The following is a 17,763-nucleotide window of genomic DNA, read 5'->3' as shown; positions in this document are numbered from 1 at the left end:
CCGCCACCGACAATTCAGCCGTCCGTCGCGGCGCTCTCGTACGTGATGGTGCGCAGCACTTTCGCCGGCGCACCCGCCGCGATCGAGTACGCGGGGATGTCCTGCGTGACGACGCTGTTGGCGCCGATGACGCACCGATCGCCGATCGTCACCCCGCTGGTGACGACAACGTTCGCACCGAGCCAGACGTTGTCCCCGATCCGCGTCGGCCCCTTGGAATCGAACCCCTGCCACGGGACCGGCCTGTCGGGATCGTCGAAGCGATGGTTGGCGTCCGTCACGAAGCACCCGTTGGCCAGCATGCAGTGCGACCCGATCTCGACCAACTCGTGCGCGGCCACCATCACCGCGATGTTCAGGAACGTCCCCTCGCCGATCCGCACCCGTCCCTCATCGCCCATCGTGATCCACACATTGGGCTCGAACATCGTCTGCGCCCCGACCTCGAGCCGCCCGTCCGCGAACGCCTCCAGCACGTTCCCGTGCAATGGCCACCGCGCGAACGCCCCACGACGCATCAGCTCCCAGTGGATCCGCCCCCGATTCCACGGCAACGAATTCCGCTGGTACCACCGCCACTTCTGCACCCACAACTTCGCCTGAGCAGCAAGGTCATCCACAACCGTCAGGCTAGTGGGCGGTCAGCGGAAGTCGCGGGAGGTGGTCTTGGCGGCCAGTGGGAGGCGTTCGAGTTTGTCGGCTACCAGGTTGGTGACGCCTTGGGAGCGTTCGAGGCGGCCGCGGATGATCATCGCGCTGGATTCGCGGGCGATCCGGCGGTAGCGGTTCCAGACGCCGTTCGAGCAGACGATGTTGATCATGCCGGTTTCGTCCTCCAGGTTGAGGAAGGTGACGCCGGCCGCGGTGGCGGGACGTTGGCGATGGGTCACCACGCCGCCGACGTAGACACGGCTGCCGTCCTCGGCGGTGGAGAGCTGGCTCGCGCGGAGGATGCCGCGCTCGTCGAGGGCGGCGCGGACATGCCGGATCGGGTGGTCGTCGGGTGAGATGCCGGTGGCCCACAGGTCGGCCATCGTCGTCTCCACTCCGGTCATCCCGGGCAGCATCGGCGGTGGACCAGAGCTGCTCACGCCGGACAGATGCCCCGGACGCTCCTCGGCAGCACGTCCCGCGTTCCACAACGCCTGCCGCCGCGACAGCCCGAACGAGTCGAACGCCCCCGCTGTCGCCAGCGCCTCCAGCTGTACCGCGGTCAGCCCGGTCCGCCGGACGAGATCCGCCATATCGGCGTACGGCCCGTTCTTCTCGCGTTCCTCGACGACCGTGGTCGCCGCCGGCACCCCGACCGACTTCACCCCGGCCAGCCCCAGCCGCACCACGAGCCGGCCGTCGCGCCGGTGCAGGTCCGAGTCGAACGGCACCGTCGGATCGAAATCCCCGATCGGCGGCTGCTCCCTCACCAGGCAAGAATCATTGCCGGTAGCAACCACCTCACCGGCGCCGGACTCGAGGGTGGCATGGACGCCGGAGGTGAACAGGTCGGGACGGAGCACCTCGACGCCGTGCCGGCGGGCGTCGGCGACCAGCGACTGCGGGGAGTAGAAGCCCATCGGCTGGGCCCGGAGCAGCGCGGCGAGGAAGGCCGCCGGGTAGTGCAGCCGCAGCCAGGTGCTGGCGTAGACGAGCAGTGCGAAGCTGATCGAGTGGGACTCGGCGAACCCGAAGTTCGCGAAGGCCTCGATCTTCTCGTAGATCTCGTCCGCGGTGTCGCCGGTGATGCCGTTCGCCGCCATCCCGTCGTACAGCTTGGTCTTCAGCGACGAGATCTTCTCCACGCCGCGTTTGGAGCCCATCGCGCGGCGGAGCAGGTCGGCGTCCTCACCGCTGCAACCGCCGACCTTCATCGCGATCTGCATCAGCTGCTCCTGGAACAGCGGCACGCCCAGGGTCCGTTTCAGCACTGGCTCCAGCGCGGGATGCAGATAGGTGATCGTCTCCTCCCCCAGCTTGCGCCGGATGAACGGATGCACCGCACCACCCTGGATCGGGCCGGGCCGGATCAGCGCCACCTCGATCGCCAGGTCGTAGAAGCTGCGCGGCCGCAACCGGGGCAGCGTGCTCATCTGGGCCCGGCTCTCCACCTGGAACACCCCGACCGAGTCCGCCTTGCAGAGCTGGTCGTAGACGCCCCGCTCCTCCTTCGGAATCGTGTCCAGGTTCCAGTCCTCGCCGAGGTGTTCGCGGACCAGATCCATCGCGTACTGCAGCGCGGCCAGCATGCCGAGCCCGAGCAGGTCGAACTTCACCAGCCCCATCCAGGCGCAGTCGTCCTTGTCCCACTGCAGCACGGTCCGGTTCTCCATCCGGGCGTGCTCGACCGGCACCACGTGCCCGACCGGGATGTCGGTCAGCACCATGCCACCGGAGTGGATGCCGAGGTGCCGCGGGAACTTCAGCAGGTCCTCGGCGAGCGCCACCACTGGAGGTGGAATGTCGTGGTCGACGCTGCTGCGCACCGCACCCCACGCGTCCACTTGCTTGGACCACGCGTCCTGTTGCCCGGTGCTGAACCCGAGCGCCTTGGCCATGTCCCGCACCGCGAGCTTCGGGCGGTAGGTGATCACGTTCGCCACCTGGGCCGCGTTGCGCCGGCCGTACTTGCCGTAGACGTACTGGATCACCTCCTCGCGCCGGTCGGAGTCGAAGTCGACGTCGATGTCGGGCTCCTCGTCCCGCGCCGCGGACAGGAACCGCTCGAAGGGAAGGTCGTACTGCACCGGGTCGACCGCGGTGATCTCCAGCGCGTAGCAGACCACCGAGTTCGCCGCCGATCCCCGGCCCTGGCAGAGGATCCCCTTCCGCTTGGCGAACATGACGATGTCGCGCACGATCAGGAAGTACCCAGGGAACTTGAGGCTCCTGATCACCTTCAGCTCACGCTTGACCCTGGCGACGGCTTCGTCGCGGTACCTCGGCTTGTCGGCGTACCGCTTGCGAACCCCGTCCTCACAGAGCTTCTCCAGCCAGCCCATCTCGTCGTACCCCTGGGGCACCTCCTGACGCGGCAGGCTCGGTTTGGCCGCCCGCAGGCTGAACTCCAGCTGGTTGGCCAGCTCGACGGTCCGAGCGACAGCCCCGTCGTACCGGTGGAAGCGGGCGAGCATCTCCTCCCCCGAGCGCAGGTGAGCCGTGCCGGCGGGTGGCAGCCAGCCGTCCATCGCGTCGAGGCTGCGCCGAGCCCGGACGGCGGCGATCGCGGCGGCGAGCTTGTGCCGCCGGGGCTGGGCATAGTGCACGTTGTTGGTGGCGATCACTGGCAACCCCGCGTCGGCCGCGAGCCGGGCCAGCACCGCGTTGCGCGTGCTGTCCGCCGGCAACTGGTGGTCGATCAGCTCGACCACCACCCGGTCCTTGCCGAACAACGCGGTCAACCGGTCGAGCTCACGCGCCGCCGCGGCCGGCCCGTCGGCCTGACCACCCAGCTCGAGCGCACGGCGGACCAGGCCCTTGCGGCAACCGGTGGGGATCAGCCAGTGGTCCCCGCCGATCGCCGCAAGCTCCTCCAGGTCGTAGACGGGACGACCCTTCTCCTGGCCGCGCAACTGCGCCTCGGTGATCGCGCCGGCCAGCCGGTGGTACCCCTCCTGGCGCTCGGCCAGCACCAGCAGGTGGCTGCCCTCGGGATCGGCCGTCCCGTTCTGCGGTTTGGTCAGCTCGAGGGACAGCTCGGCGCCGAACACGGTCTGGAGCTCGTCGTACTCCTCCGCCGCCTCGGCCATCCGGACCACGCCGTAGAACCCGTCGTGGTCGGTCAGCGCGAGCGCGTTCAGCCCGAGCCGGACCGACTCCTCCACCAGTTGCTCCGGCGAGGAGGCGCCGTCGAGAAAGCTGTAGTACGAGTGGCAGTGCAGCTCCGCGTACGGCACCACCGGCCCGTCGGGGCGGCGCGGTTTGTCCGCCGGGTCCGGATCGTACGGCGGCCGGTGCCGCGACCAGGCCGGCCCGTCTCCCCCGTCGGCGTCCAGCAGCTCGTCCGCGGGCGCGGGCGGCCGCGACCGGTTCGACAACTTCCGCTCCAACTCCGACCACGGAATCGGCGGGTTGTCCCACCCCATCAGAGAACTCCGCTACCTGACGCCATACCCCGATGTTCGAACACTTGTTCGAAAGAGTCAAATCACGCCGGGCACCGAGACCTCGAACGCCAGAACCTCGCCCGTACGAGGCCCGCCGGTCAACCGCCCGAGGTTGTCTCCGATACTGTCCCCCGGGCGCCACTCGGCGGTCATGACGAACAACGTCCGCCCGTCCGGACCACCAAGCGCGAGCGCAAAAGGAGCCCGTTCCGAAGCCAGCTCGACCCGTTCCAGGACCTCGCCACCCTCGATCACCCGCACGACCGAGGAGCCACCGGTCGATACCCAGATCGCCCCCTCCGCGTCGAGGCAGATGCCGTCCGGCCCGAGCCCCTCGGCGAAGACCCGCCGGTTCGACAGTCCGCCGGCCGGCTCGATGTCGAACGCGGTAAGCCGCCCGGCGAACGACTCGGAGATGACAAGGGTCCGGTTGTCCGGAGTGATGACCATGCCGTTCGGGAACTGGATGTCCCCCGCAACCTCGCGGAGCCGGCCGTCCGGCGTGAGCAGCTTGATGAAGCCGGGCTTGGGCGCCTCACCACCGGCGAAGTCGAAGTCCGCGCCGTTGAGATAGGCGTTGCCCCGCCCGTCCACCACGATCTCGTTCGCCTTCTGGTCGGCCAGCACGACCACCGATCCGTCCGGCTCATAGCGCCGGAGCTTGTCGCCCGTCGTCAGCAATCTCCCATCGGGCAGCCAGTCGATGGACCATCCCATCAACTGCTCGACCGGTACGTCGAAGTACTCCGCCTTGCCGTCCGGATCGACGGCCACCACCTGCTGGTCGATCCAGTTGCAGAACCACAGCCGGTCGTCATGCCAGCGCGGCGACTCGGGAATCCCCAACCCACTCAGCAACACCTTCGGCTCGGACATCACGCCACCTCATTTCATCGAGCAAACATTCACCCTCTACACGAGTGGCGGACCTGCGGATCGACAGCAACTACACGGAAGGGGCGATGAGTTCCTCGGCAACCCACTCGGCGACACCGACGGGAAAGGGCGCCGGCAGACTGAGGATGACGTGCTGGAAGCCGGCCGCGGTGGCCTTGCCGATAGCCCCGCGCGTGGCGGCCGGATCGTCGTACGAGACCGGCAGATGGATCGACCGCCTGATCGCCGACGGATCCCGGCCGATCTCGGCGCAGTACCGATCCAGCACGGCACTCCGGCTGACAGCATCGTCCAGATCCTCGCCGGTGTGATTCCAGATGTCAGCGTGCTCGGCGACCACCCGCAGGGTCGCCAGCGACCGGCCACCGATCAGGATCGGCGGGTGTGGATGCTGGACCGGCTTCGGATTGCTGAACGCGCCCGTGAGTTCATGACGGTTACCGTGGAAGTCGAACGGCTCGGCCGAGGTCCACAGCCGCCGGATGATCGTGCACGCTTCACCCAGACTCTCCACAGCCTCGGTCGCGTCGAGATACGGCAGCCCATGCGCGTCGTACTCGCGCCGAGCCGCCGGCAGACTGGGCCGAGACCCAGCGCCGATCCCGAAGTCGAGCCGCCCGCCCGAGACGATGTCCACCGTCGTGGCCATCTTCGCCAGCATCGCGGGCGGCCGGAACCGATTGCTCGTCACGAGCAGGCCGAGGCGTAGTCGTTCAGTCTGCGCAGCCAATGCCGAGAGCAGCGTCCAGCCCTCGAAGATCGGTCCGGCCGGGTCGCCACCGATCGGCATCAGATGGTCGAACAGCCACGCGTGCTCGATCGCCGGGATGGCGTCGGCCTCCCGCCAGACCCGCAGCAGGTCGTCGTACGGAACCTGCTGCGGAGCGGTCATGATCCCAAAACTGATGGTCATGCGAGTCGACGCCGCAGCGACGGGTCGAGCAGCGAGGGCGGGGCGTCGAACTTCTCCGCCGGCGCAAGGTCGGTGCCGGGGGCAACGATCTCGTCGATGGCGTCGAGCAGGTCGGCGGAGAGCACGGTGTCGGCGGCGGCCAGCTGCGAGTGCAGGTGCTCCAGGGTGCGCGGACCGATCAGGGCGCTGGTGACGGCCGGGTGCGCGGTCACGAACCCGAGCGCGAGCTGGATCATCGTCAGCCCGGCCGCGTCGGCGACCTTCGCCAACTTCTCCACCGCGTCGAGCCGGGCCTGGTTGGACGGGATGCTCAGATCGAACCGCGCCGGTACGACGGTCGCCCGGCTCGTGGTGATCTCCTGGCCCGCCCGGACCGCACCCGACAACCAGCCAGAGGCCAGCGGGCTCCACGCCAGTACACCGAGTCCGTACTGCTCGGTCACGGGCAGGACATGCGTCTCGATCCCCCGCTGCAGGATCGAGTAGCTGGGCTGCTCGGTGACATAGCGGCTCAGGTGGTTCTCCCGAGCGGCCCACTCGGCCTGCACGATCCGGTACGCCGGGAAGGTGGAGCTACCGAAGTACCGGATCTTCCCGGCGCGTTGCAGGTCGGTCAGCGCCGACAGGGTCTCCTCATCGCTGGTCGTCGGGTCCCAGCGGTGGATCTGGTAGAGGTCGACGTGGTCGACACCCAAGCGGCGCAGGCTGTTGTCGAGCTCGGTCACCAGCCAGCGGCGCGAGCTGCCCCGATGGTTGCGCTCGTCGCCCATCGGCATGGTCGCCTTCGTGGCCAGGACGAGGTCGTCGCGGCGGCCGGCGATCGCCTTGCCGACCATCTCCTCCGACTCGCCCTGCCCGTACATGTCGGCCGTGTCGATCAGGTTGATCCCGGCCTCGAGGGCGGCGTCGACGATGGCGGTGGCCTCGTCTTGGGTGGTGCGGCCGATCTGGCCGAAGTTCATCGCGCCGAGCGCGAGGGTGCTGACCTGAACTCCGGTCCGGCCCAAGGTGCGGTAGTGCATGGTTGTCCCTTTCTGGCATCATTCAAGGAGAAGCGGAACGTGGTTCCGATAACCAACATACGGAACCATGTTCCGGTTATCAAGCGGGAGGGGTTGTGCGTGGCTGAGACCGAGGTCGGATCGGCGCCCGCGCCGCGGAAACGGGCCGACGCCCGGCGCAACGAGAAGACGTTGCTGGACGCGGCCGCGGCGGCTTTCGTCACCTCCGGCGTCGAGGTGCCCGTGCGCGACATCGCAGCCAAGGCGGGCGTGGGCGTCGGGACGATCTACCGCCACTTCCCGACCCGGGCCGACCTGATCGTCGCGGTCTACCAGCACCAGGTCGAGGCCTGCGTCGAGGCCGGCCCGGCACTACTGGCCAGTTCCAGTACGCCGTACGCGGCCCTGGCGAGCTGGATCAACCTGTTCGTCGACTTCCTGGTCACCAAGCACGGCCTCGCGAAGGCGATGCAGTCCGGCGACTCGGCCTATCAGACGCTGCACGGCAGCTTCATCGATCGGCTCGTGCCGGTGTGTGCCCAGCTACTGGACGAGGCCGCGGCAGCCGGCCAGGTCCGCACCGACCTGAACGCCTTCGAGCTGATGTTTGCCATCGGCAACCTCTGCGCCGGCGACGACTACGGCGACTCCCGCTACAACGCCCGCCGGATGGTCGAACTCCTCGTCGCGGGCCTCCGCACCCAGGCCTGACAGGCGGCCCGGAGATGGCGCCTGGCGCACAACAGATGATGCTGGGCAGCCAAGTGTCGTCGCTGGCGATGGGCGGCGAGCAGGTGTCTTCGCGCGCACCACAGGTGCCGTTGGAAAGGTAGTCGTTGCCGGCGGTTGGTGAGCAGCTGGCGTCGGCCGCAGGACAGTTCCCGCTTACCGGAGCATCGGCAGCACTGGTCAGTCATAGCTCGCTTCTGTCCACCATTGGTTGTTGCGTACTGCGAAGAGCCAGGCGCGGCCGTCTGCGCCTACCAACTGGAAGCGGGCCAGGCGGTTCTCGCCGTCGGAGTCCCACCAGCGTTCGTCCACCGGCCAAGGACCGGCCCAGGCGGTGATCGGGTGGAGCTTGTTGCTATCAGCAACTTGTGGGGACGGCTCGAACCGGAAGGCCGCCGGAGCGCCCGACAGGACGCCACGGGCGCTCACCGAGACCTGCCGGCCGTCCGCCGAGAGGACAAGGGCCGGCTTCGGCTTCGGGTAGATCGAGCTGGGCGCCGGCGTCGGCCAGCGACTCCCGGTGCCAGTGATCGCGCCGGGCCATGGGAGCTCCGGAGGGTTGGCTGGCACCGGACGATCTCCCCAAGGGATCAAGGTCTGCCGCTCCAGGAAACCGCGGCCGCCGCCGACCACCACCGAGACGACTCCGCCGTGGCCGAGCATGCTCTGCACCCGTGACAGCGCTCGGTGGATCCGCTCGTCGGGCCCGCCTCCCCAGAGCCCATCGACGTGGGCGCCGACCGGGTCGACCTGCTCCGGGATCAGCCGGATCCGCACCACCGCCGACGTCAGCTCGCTGGTCGCCGTCCCACTGCCCTGCAGTTGCCAGCGGACCCGGTCGACCAGGTCCGCAGGGCTGAACCAGCGGGGATGCAGCCACTCCCGCTCGTGCACCCGGCCCGACTCGGTCCCGACCTCAACCCGCAAGGTGGTGCAGACCAGGCCGAGCTTGGTCAGCTTCTCGATCAGCTCGTCGGCGACCGCGCGCACCGCGAACGCCACCTGGTCCACCCGATCCACCGGCGGCTCGAAGTCGAGCTTGCGGGTCAGCTCGAGGGGCGCCTGCCGAGCCACCACCGGACGGTCGTCGTCACCGCGGGCCAGCCGGTGCGCGAACGCCCCGTCCGGCCCGAACCTGGTCAGTACTTCGGTCGCGGGCAACTGCGCGAAGGCGCCGAGCGACCGCAGCCCGAGCCGCCGGAGCAGGTCGGTGAGCGTCGGCCGCTCGAGGGTGTCGACCGTGAGCGGCGCGAGGAACTCCGCCGACCCGCCACCCGGGATCACCAGCACCCGCGTCCGCGCCGAGCTCCCCCGTGCCGCCTGCTCGGCAGCGAACGGCCCATCGGCGATCCCGACCCGCCCACCCGGTACGTCGAACGTCTCGAGCCGGTCGAGCAGCTTCTCCGCGGCGACGGACTCGCTCCCGTAGAACCGGCTCGGACCGCGCGCCTTCAACGCGCACATCCCCGGCCGGATCACCTGGATGCCCGGGGTGAGCGCCTCCAGACAGCCGATCACCGGATCGAAGGCCCGGGCATCGATCACCGGGTCGTACTTCAGCACCACCAGCTCCGGACACCGCGACTGTGCATCCCGGGCCCGCAACCCGCGTCGCACCCCCTCAGCCCGGGCAGCCGCCGAGCTGGCCAGCACCCGCCCCTTCGCCAGCACCGCGACCGGCGCCTCCGGCGAACACCCAGCAGCCGAAGCCGCCGCCGTCACCGGCCAGTCCGGCACCCACACCACCATCGTCCGAGTCATCAGCTCACCGCCTCCCAACGAGCCGGGTCTTCGAGTGGCTGTGCCGACTCGATCCGGCCGATGGTGCCGTCGGAGGCCGGCAGCCAGAGGTGGTGCAGTTGAGGGCGGACGGCGGCGCCTCGGCCGGTGACCGCGACGGTCGCCTGGCGGCCGGTCAGGTACCCCTCGCCCTCACCGAGACCGGTCCACGCGTTGGCCTGGACCTCCAGGCGGGCTTCACTCCCCGGCCAGGAGCCGACCGCGATGAGCATCGCCCCGCGAGTACGCAGCCGTGCCGATAGCCGGGAGGCCTCCCCCGGAGTCACCTCCCCTGGCGGCCGGACCACGACCACCGTCAGGGCATCGACCAGCGCCGCCACCACGCTCAGCCAGTCGCGCTCCGGCTCAGGGACGAGCACTAGCCGCTCGAGGTCGACCCCGAGACCACGGGCCGCCTCCGCACCGAACGACGGCATCCCGACCACTCCGCACCAGGCCCCCTCGGCGGACGGTCCGGCCATCATCGCCATCACGAGCGCGGTCGACCCGCGCACCGAGTACACCGAGCCACCTCGTAGTACGGCGCCGGGCAAAAGGTCGGCGATGGCTGGCAGAGTAGGCAGTGCCCGGTCGACGGTGGCAGTGTCCAGCGCTTGCTGGACCCGCGTCTCGGTCGTCCGCGGCGCCAGCACGGTCGGCACCACGGCTTCCTCCGACGCTTGGAGGAGCCGGGCGGCCTTCTGTTCCTTGGCCCGGGCGAGCAGCGTGCGCGCCTGATCCAGCGCGGTCACCCGCGCCGGCAGCTCAGTAGCAGAAGTCCCCGTCACACCCCCATGTTCGAACACCTGTTCGACTCCTGTCAATCTCAGGATCGCCCGCAGGAAGTGAGAAGGTAGAGGCATGCCGAGATCGATTGCGACCAACACCCAGGTGGACACCGACGCGCTGCTGGAGTTCGTCCGGCCGCGTCATCACATGTTGCTGATCACCCGCCGCGCGGACGGTACGCCGCAGGCCTCGCCGGTCTCAGGTGGGGTCGACTCGGAGGGGCGGATCGTCATCTCGTCGTACCCCGGGCGAGCCAAGAGCAACAACGTGAAGCGGGACGCGCAGACCAGCGTGCTGGTGCTGTCCGACGACTGGAACGGCCCGTGGGTGCAGATCGACGGCAGCGGCGAGGTGATCGATCTGCCGGACGCAGTGGAGCCCCTGGTCGACTACTACCGCGCGATCTCCGGCGAGCACCCCGACTGGGACGAGTACCGCGAGGCGATGCGCAAGCAGGGCAAATGCCTCATTCGCATCACCCCCGAGCGCTGGGGCCCAGTAGCCACCGGCGGCTTCCCCGCCCACCTGGCCTGAGAAGCCTCAGTCCTTGTTGTAGCGGCGGGCCATCGTCTCGGTGATGCGCTGCATGGCGCCTTCGAGGTGTTCCCGCAATGCCGCTTCGGCGCCGGGCTCGTCGTGCGCCATACAGGCGTCCAGGATCGCCTGGTGCTCACGCCGGGTCTGCTCGATCCGCGCCTTCGTCTGCCGTGAGCCGAACCGGTACCGCTCGCTGTTCTGCCACACCGGCTCGATCGCCCGTGGCAGCCACCGCGAGCCACCGGCCCGGTAGATCGCGAAGTGGAATTCGGTATGCGCCTGCCGCGAGGCGATGATGTCGCCCACCTTCGACAGCCGCACGTGCTCGGCCAGTGCCGCCCGGGCGACCGTCGCGTCCGCTTCGCTGAAGCGGGTCGCGGCGGCCCGGACGGCCAGAGTCTCCAGCGAGATCCGGGTCTCGTGGGTGTCGCGCAGATCCTCCATCGACAGCTCGCGAACCCAGGCGCCCTTGTGCGGCACGATCTCGACCAGCCCGAGCGCCTGCATCCGGCGCAACCCCTCGCGGATCGGCATCTGGCTCATGTCGAGTCGCTTGGCCAGTTCCTCCAGCCGCAGCGCCGTACCGCTCGGAAGCTCACCGGACAGGATCAGCTCGTGCAGCTCCGCGGCGGCTTCCTCCGCGAGTGTGCGCCGGCCGCTCGGTCCCCCGGGCGTGAGCTCGAGTCGTCGGGTCATGGGGTGTGGGCTGCCTCTCTCCATCACTGCACGCGCATCTGGGAGGTAACCGTAGCTGAACTGTTCGTCAGAATCGCCCCAGATCGAGCAGGACGCGTCGGTCGGCAGGTCCGCTGGCCAGGAGATCCAGGGCATCCTCCGCGAGCGGCGCCGCCACGACCTCGAGGGCCGGCCGGACTCCTGCCGGTGCGATGTCGGTCAGTACCTGGGTGACCGTGCCAGGCTCGATCGTTGTCCGCTGCATGTTCACCGGCAGCACCCGCAGGTCCCGGCCGATCAGCTGGTGCAGGTCGAGAGTGGCGAACTCCCCTGCCGTGTACCCGAGCGCCACGAGCCGTCCGCCCGGGGTGATGTGGCTCATCACCCCACTGGTGACCGGTCCACCGACGGTGTCGATCGCCGCGTTGCACCAGGGCAGCTCACGGCCGACCTGGCCCAGCTCGTCGACGCGCACGATCTGGTCCACCAGCCCTTGCAGGTGCTCGACCGATTCATCGCTCCGTGCCAGGCCGATCACCTTCATCGCCCCAGCTGCCCGGGATACGGCGGCACACAGCCGACCGACCAGCCCGGTGATGCCAGTGACGACCACAGTCTCGTTCTCCACGATCTGACCGACCCGCCGTACTGCGGTGTGCGCGGTCAACGCAGCACCCAGCATGGACACAGCTGCAGCCGGATCCAGCCCAGCAGGCAACAGGTGCACCGATGCATCCGGTACTACGGCCAGCTGCCCCCAAGTACCCGGCCTGGAGACGCCAAGTCCCCCACCACGGACCACTACCGGAGTACCGGGCTGGTAGACGGCTGAACTGACCACTACCCCAGCACCCTCGGACCCTGGTACGAACGGCGGCTGTTGCTGCTGTGCCAGCTTGCCTGCGAGCACTGTCCGGTCGAGCTGGGTGACAGAGGCGTACTGCATCTCCACCAGCGTCTCGCCCTCCCCGGCGATCAACTCCACCTCTTCGACCTTCAGCTGCTGGCCGGGCCCGTAGCAGCGCAGCACGTAAGCCCTCCGTGCGCTCATGCTGCCACCCCACTCGTCCGCATAGTCCCCACCTGGATTTGATATCTGATCACATCTCGGTCCTGCCGAAAAGGCCTTCTCACGCTGAAACGGCCCCCTTCTTCAACGGCCGGGTGAGCTGTTCGCACACCGTTGATCGAGCTGCCGCCCGGCCTCGGTCCACCTGATCGCCCATCGGGAACGGCCAGTCACTACCGGCCAGCACCCGCTCGGCCCCGAAGGTCGCCCCCAGCAACGCCCGTACTGCGTCGTCGTGCACCAGGTCGTCCACGTAGAACCGCTGCAGCGCCTCGGCCACCGACAGCGAGAGTGGTTCGATCCCTGGTCGTTCCGTGTCGATCCCGCGCTGCCACCGGCCAGCCAGAGCCGCCGTGACCCCGCCACCGTGGCACAGGCAGAACCTGATGCCAGGGAAGCGACCGACCACGTCCCCGAACACCAGCTCCGCCACGGCGAGCCCTGTTTCGTAAGGGTTCCCCAGCAGGTTCGACAGGTAGTACCTGCCGAGCCGCTCGTCGTGGCTGTGGCTCGGGTGAATCAAGGTGAAGGCCTCCAGCGAGTGGAGCACCTCCCAGACCGGGTCCAGCCCGGTGTAGCCCGCAGTACCGAGGGCGAAGCCGCTGAAGGCGCCCTCACTCGCCAACTCAGCCGCCACCGCTCCAGCGGCAGCATCCGAAAGCGGCAACTGCCCCAGCACACGCAGCTGCGGCGTAGCCAGCTCACGAAGCCCCTGGTTGACCAGCTCTGCCCACTCGACGCCCTGGTCGTAGCGGAACAGCGCAGGCGGTACGGAGACCACGGCGCCGTCCAGGCCCTGCTCATCGATCCACCCCAGCAGCGCCGCCGGATCGGCCAGCCGCTTCAACGGCAGCCGCTCACCGTCGACCAGCAGGAAGCCGTCCTCGAGAGCCAGCCCGAAGGCACGCCGGCCAGCCGCCGACAGCACAGTCGGCGGTATCAGGTGGGTGTGGACGTCCCAGCCGGCCATGTCAGCGAGCGTCCTCGTCGTTGTCGTAGAAGGACGGCCGTACCGGGTAGTGCGGCCCGTCGTACACCTCGAGCAGAACAGAGGTCTCCTCTGCCATCGTCGGCCCGTGTACTACGCCCTTCGGGTTCCAGTAGAAGCTGCCCTTGGTCAGCGTCGTCCCCGTCGGCAGGTACACGTACCGGCCGGACAGGCAGAACATGAACTGGTTCGACGCGTGCTGATGCGCCTCCGGAATCCCAGAGCCCTTCTCGAAGCGCACTAGCGCAATCGACGCCTCGGAAGCCGGATCCCGCCACAGCATCTTGTGCGACAACCCGGCGAGCGACTTCTCGACCCACTCCAGGTCATCCGTCTGCAGCAGCACCTCGCTCAACTGCTCGTCGAAGGAACTCATCAGAGCCCCTCCCGCGGCACAGGCCGGCCAGTGATCCCGGTGTAGAGCTCCTCGGCCACACCATCAGCCATAGGCGCCACTGCAGCGATATGCCCATCCGGCCGCACCAGTACAACCGTCTCAGCCGGTACGCCGTACCGGTTGGTCGCGATGCTGCCCGGGTCGAACAGCGAGCGGTCCCGAAGCCCGGAGTCCAGCGGCGCATCCCACCGCGACACCGCATAGTGCTTCAGAGCCGGAGAGTCGTTCAAAGGCACAGCAGGCCGACGCCGTACGTCCGTGAAGTACAGCGCGACAAAGGACTCCCGGCACAACCCGTGGATCGTCTGACGCCCACGAGGACCCTGCAGCGCCAAGTCAGGCGCCCTGTCGCCGGCCCGGACCGCAGGCGGCTCAGCACTGGTCATCACCATCGACCAGTCGCCTTCCCCATCCACATCCAGCCGTACACCGAGCAGCGTGCGCGTGTACGCCGTCGCCCAATCACTCCCGGCCGCGGTCACCGCACCCCGCTGGTGGGACATGTACTTGCGAGCCGCCTCGGCCATCTCGCCCGACCCGTTGATGGCAACCGGCCGCTGCTCCTGCTCGTACCCATCCAGCAGCGACGGGTCGGCCCAGCCGCGTAGTACCCAGGCAAGCCGCCAGGGCAGGTTGGACGCGTCCAGCGCTCCGGTGTTGAGGCCCAGTGCCCACATCGGTGTGATCAGGTGGGCCGCGTCGCCCATCAGGAACACCTTGCGCTCCGCGGACCAGTGGTCGGCCACCCGGTGGTGCACGTTGTAGACGACCGAGCCGAGCAGCTCGATCCGGTCCACCTCGCCGATGAACTGCTTGACCTTGACCAGCATGTCCTCTTCACCAGGCTGCTCAGCACCTTCGGCGAGCGGGAAGAGGAAGCGCCAGCAGTTGGGCTGCCGGATCAAAACCATCCACTCGGACCGGTCCGAGAAGTAGGCGAGGTACGGGTAGTCGCGAGCGTTCGAGACGTCCAGGTCGACCACGACGTCGATCAGCATGTACCGCTCGGGCAGGGTCTCCCCCGACACCGTGGCGCCGAGCGCGTCCCGCACCTTGCTCTTGCCGCCATCACAGGCGAGCAGGTGGGACGCCTCGATCTGCTGCAGACCATCCACCGTCGAGACGGTCAGCACCACCCGGTCGTCGAGCACCTCGAACGACTCCAGCTTGTGCTGCTTCAGCAGCGTGCCACCAGAGAGTGCGGCCTCCAGGATCGGCTCCATGGTCTGCTGCGGCAGGTTGATCACGAACGGGAACTGGGTGTCGTTGACCAGCTCGGCCAGCTGTACCGAGGCGCGCGGCGTGTTGGTGGCCCGGTCGATGTCGCCGATCTCGTCGATCCGGAGCGCGGCCGCGAGAATGCCCTCGACGGCGCCGTACCGGTCCCAGATCTCCAGCGTCCGGGTCAGCGTCGTACCGGCCTTGGTGTCCGAGGAGAGCACCGCGTCCTCCTCGAGCAGCACGAACGGCACGCCGTAGTGAGCCAGGCCGAGGGCCGTCGTCAGGCCGATCGGCCCGGCGCCGACGACGGCCACGGGCAGCTGCTGGTCAGTGGGCAACTCTCAGCTCTCCTCGAAGGTCTCTAGCCGGGCGAAGACCCGCTCACGGGTCAGCTGCGAGCCGGTCATCGCAGCCGCGTCGGACAACAGGAAGAGCAACGGGCCGACCACATCCTCGGCATCGCCGATCCCAGTCGTGTCACGCCAGTGCTCCAAGTCGGCACCGATGTTGGCAGACCGGAACTGCTCGGTGTCGATCACCCCCGGTGCGATCACGTTGACCCGGACCCGGTGCTCGGCCACCTCGGCGGCCAGCGACCGGGCGAAGGCCCCCAGCGCCGCCTTGCTCGACGCGTACGCCGCAGCGCCCGGGAACCCGGTCACCGCCATCCCCGACGTGAAGACGACCACCGACCCGCTGCGCGCAGAGACCATGTGCGGCACCACCGCCTGGCAGACCCAGACCACGCCATCCAGGTTCACCTGGAGCGTGCGGGTCCACTGCTCAGCAGTCGTGTCCAAGACCGCCGAACGCGGCTGTACTGCGGCCCCGGCGACCAGTCCGTCAATCCGCCCGTGCCGCTCGACTACTCCATCCACTGCCTTGAGCACAGCGGCCCGGTCCGATACGTCTACGAGCACGTACTCGACACCAACGACAGCCCCGGAGACAACATCAAAGACCACCGCAGTACCGCCGCAACCAACCACGGCCGCAGCCAGGGCTGCACCGATGCCCTGCGCTCCACCTGTGATGACCACGACCTCGCCGGTCGCGTCGAAGCTCACCTTCATGACGTCCCCTCGCGCTGTGAGTGCTTGGAGGTCATCGTCTCGGTGATCCGCTGTACCGCGCCAGCCAGGTGATTGCGCAAGGCCTGCTCGGCAGCGTCGGCGTCACGGGCGACACAGGCGTCCAGGATCGCCTGGTGCTCCTGCCGGTTCCGCTCGATCTGCAAAGCCGTCTGCCGGCTACCGAACCGGTAGCGCTCACTGTTCTGCCACACCGGCTCGATAGCCCGGGCAAGCCACTGCGACCCACCAGCCCGGTAAAGCGCGAAGTGGAAGTCAGCATGTGCCTGCCGCGCCCCGATGGAGTCCTCGGACCGCGAGAGCTGCAGTAGCTCAGCCAGTGCCAGGCGAGCCTTCTCTGCGTCCTCTTCGCCGAAGTGCTCAGCAGCAGCCCGTACTGCGAGACTCTCCAGCGCGAGCCGAGTCTCATGGGTGTCGTGCAGGTCCTCCAGCGACAGCTCCCGAACCCAAGCGCCCTTGTGCGGGATGATGTCGACCAGCCCGAGCGCCTCCAACCGGCGGAGGCCTTCCCGGACAGGCATCTGGCTCATGTCCAGCCGGTTGGCCAGCTCGACCAACCGGAGCGGAGTACCGCTCGGGAGCTCGCCCGACAGGATGAGCTGGTGCAACTCGGCAGCGGCCGTCTCTGCCAACGTACGGCGTCCACCACGACCGCCACCGGGCAGCAGCTCCAACCGGCTGCTCATGCGAGCTCCCGGTAGACCAGCTTGTTGCGCAGCTCACCGATCTTGTCCGCGCGGGTCACTACCTCGTCGCCCTCGGCCAGGAACACCTGCGGCTCGCGGGCGTTGCCGATGCCGGCGGGAGTACCCGTCAGCAGCAGGTCGCCTGGGCGCAGCGTCATTCCGAACGACAGCTCACTGATCAGCGTCGCCACGTCGTAGGCCATCTGCTTGGTCGAGGCGTCCTGCATGACCTCGCCGTTCAGCAGGCACTGCAGGTGCACGTCCTGCGGGTCGCCGAACTCGTCGGCGGTGACGATCCACGGGCCGAGCGGCATGGTCTGGTCGATGCTCTTGCCCTTGAGCCACTGGCCACCGTGCTGGCGTTGCAGGTCGCGCTGCGACACGTCGTTGGCCAGCGTGTAGCCCCAGACGTGGTCCAGCGCATCGGCGACGGGGATGCTGCGCCCGGCCTTGCCGATCACCAGCGCCAGCTCCGCCTCGTAGTCCCACTTGGCCGAGATCGCCGGGTCGTACGCGATCTCGTCGTACGGGCCGATCACCACGTCCGGGCCCTTGGTGAAGAAGGTCGGGTGCTCGGGCCGGTCGACGTCCTGACCGTCGCGCTTGCCCTTGCTCTCCTCGAAGTGGTCCCAGTAGTTCCAGCCGGTGCACAGCACGTCACGGCGGAACCGCCGCAACGGCGCGCGCAACGATACCGATGCCAACGGCAACCGTTCGCCGGTGATCAGTTCGTTGCGCGCGGCAACCACTCCGGCCGGACCCGCCTCGATCACCGAGACCAGGTCCGAAGCCTGCAACAGAACGACGTCCTCGCCGTCCAGTACGGCGGGCCACTCACGCCCGCCGTGTTCGATCGTCACGAACCGCATCTCAGGTCCACTCGACGCCGCGCAC

Annotated in this window: 17 protein-coding genes; 2 read left to right on the top strand and 15 right to left on the bottom strand. The window is 68.6% G+C overall.

Annotated elements, in window-relative coordinates; translation table 11 throughout:
• Window positions 1-14: 14 nt before the first annotated feature.
• From OHA70_RS29435 to OHA70_RS29415, 5 genes are all read right to left on the bottom strand, one after another.
• Window positions 15-620, bottom strand: a complete 606-nt coding sequence (locus OHA70_RS29435) for an acyltransferase (protein ID WP_328322937.1) — start codon at window positions 618-620, stop codon at window positions 15-17.
• A gap of 21 nt (window positions 621-641) precedes the next feature.
• Entirely contained in the window at window positions 642-4,076 is a 3,435-nt protein-coding gene (locus tag OHA70_RS29430) for an error-prone DNA polymerase (protein ID WP_328322936.1), read from the bottom strand.
• Between the two features lie 57 nt (window positions 4,077-4,133).
• Window positions 4,134-4,973: an SMP-30/gluconolactonase/LRE family protein gene (locus OHA70_RS29425; protein ID WP_328322935.1), complete on the bottom strand. Its 840-nt coding sequence runs from the start codon at window positions 4,971-4,973 to the stop codon at window positions 4,134-4,136.
• A gap of 70 nt (window positions 4,974-5,043) precedes the next feature.
• Window positions 5,044-5,886 (bottom strand): LLM class flavin-dependent oxidoreductase, encoded by an 843-nt coding sequence (locus tag OHA70_RS29420; protein WP_328322934.1) that lies wholly within the window; start codon window positions 5,884-5,886, stop codon window positions 5,044-5,046.
• A gap of 17 nt (window positions 5,887-5,903) precedes the next feature.
• Window positions 5,904-6,929 carry an aldo/keto reductase gene (locus OHA70_RS29415; RefSeq protein ID WP_328322933.1) on the bottom strand — a complete coding sequence of 342 codons (1,026 nt, stop codon included), beginning with the start codon at window positions 6,927-6,929 and terminating at the stop codon, window positions 5,904-5,906.
• A gap of 99 nt (window positions 6,930-7,028) precedes the next feature.
• Here OHA70_RS29415 and OHA70_RS29410 point away from each other — a divergent pair, with 99 nt between their 5' ends.
• The gene (locus OHA70_RS29410) at window positions 7,029-7,619 is read left to right on the top strand and encodes a TetR/AcrR family transcriptional regulator (protein WP_328322932.1); all 591 of its coding nucleotides are present in this window, start codon (window positions 7,029-7,031) and stop codon (window positions 7,617-7,619) included.
• A gap of 198 nt (window positions 7,620-7,817) precedes the next feature.
• Here the strand turns inward: OHA70_RS29410 and OHA70_RS29405 are convergent, their stop codons facing one another.
• Window positions 7,818-9,398 (bottom strand): DNA polymerase Y family protein, encoded by a 1,581-nt coding sequence (locus OHA70_RS29405; RefSeq protein WP_328322931.1) that lies wholly within the window; start codon window positions 9,396-9,398, stop codon window positions 7,818-7,820.
• The gene (locus OHA70_RS29400) at window positions 9,398-10,204 is read right to left on the bottom strand and encodes a hypothetical protein (RefSeq protein WP_328322930.1); all 807 of its coding nucleotides are present in this window, start codon (window positions 10,202-10,204) and stop codon (window positions 9,398-9,400) included. The genes OHA70_RS29405 and OHA70_RS29400 overlap by 1 nt, the downstream gene beginning before the upstream one ends.
• 73 nt (window positions 10,205-10,277) lie before the next feature.
• Between OHA70_RS29400 and OHA70_RS29395 the strand changes: the two genes are divergently transcribed.
• Complete coding sequence (locus OHA70_RS29395) at window positions 10,278-10,739, top strand: PPOX class F420-dependent oxidoreductase (protein ID WP_328322929.1); 462 nt, start codon at window positions 10,278-10,280, stop codon at window positions 10,737-10,739.
• 6 nt (window positions 10,740-10,745) lie between these two features.
• Here the strand turns inward: OHA70_RS29395 and OHA70_RS29390 are convergent, their stop codons facing one another.
• From OHA70_RS29390 to OHA70_RS29355, 8 genes are all read right to left on the bottom strand, one after another.
• The gene (locus OHA70_RS29390) at window positions 10,746-11,438 is read right to left on the bottom strand and encodes a GntR family transcriptional regulator (protein WP_328322928.1); all 693 of its coding nucleotides are present in this window, start codon (window positions 11,436-11,438) and stop codon (window positions 10,746-10,748) included.
• Window positions 11,439-11,505: 67 nt separating this feature from the next.
• Window positions 11,506-12,468: a quinone oxidoreductase family protein gene (locus OHA70_RS29385; RefSeq protein WP_328322927.1), complete on the bottom strand. Its 963-nt coding sequence runs from the start codon at window positions 12,466-12,468 to the stop codon at window positions 11,506-11,508.
• Between the two features lie 79 nt (window positions 12,469-12,547).
• Window positions 12,548-13,456, bottom strand: a complete 909-nt coding sequence (locus OHA70_RS29380) for an amidohydrolase family protein (RefSeq protein WP_328322926.1) — start codon at window positions 13,454-13,456, stop codon at window positions 12,548-12,550.
• A gap of 1 nt (window position 13,457) precedes the next feature.
• Entirely contained in the window at window positions 13,458-13,850 is a 393-nt protein-coding gene (locus OHA70_RS29375; RefSeq protein WP_328322925.1) for a cupin domain-containing protein, read from the bottom strand.
• A complete protein-coding gene (locus OHA70_RS29370; protein ID WP_328322924.1) occupies window positions 13,850-15,430 on the bottom strand; it encodes an FAD-dependent monooxygenase in 1,581 nt (526 codons plus the stop codon). The genes OHA70_RS29375 and OHA70_RS29370 overlap by 1 nt, the downstream gene beginning before the upstream one ends.
• Before the next feature lie 3 nt (window positions 15,431-15,433).
• Window positions 15,434-16,165, bottom strand: a complete 732-nt coding sequence (locus OHA70_RS29365; protein ID WP_328322923.1) for an SDR family NAD(P)-dependent oxidoreductase — start codon at window positions 16,163-16,165, stop codon at window positions 15,434-15,436.
• Window positions 16,162-16,869, bottom strand: coding sequence for a GntR family transcriptional regulator (locus tag OHA70_RS29360; protein ID WP_328322922.1), 708 nt, complete (start codon window positions 16,867-16,869; stop codon window positions 16,162-16,164). Before OHA70_RS29360 ends, OHA70_RS29365 begins: the two co-directional genes overlap by 4 nt.
• Window positions 16,866-17,738, bottom strand: coding sequence for a fumarylacetoacetate hydrolase family protein (locus OHA70_RS29355; RefSeq protein WP_328322921.1), 873 nt, complete (start codon window positions 17,736-17,738; stop codon window positions 16,866-16,868). The genes OHA70_RS29360 and OHA70_RS29355 overlap by 4 nt, the downstream gene beginning before the upstream one ends.
• Window positions 17,739-17,763 lie beyond the last annotated feature (25 nt).

Source organism: Kribbella sp. NBC_00382 (assembly GCF_036067295.1).
GTDB lineage: Bacteria > Actinomycetota > Actinomycetes > Propionibacteriales > Kribbellaceae > Kribbella.
This window is presented reverse-complemented; position numbering and strand designations above follow the sequence as displayed.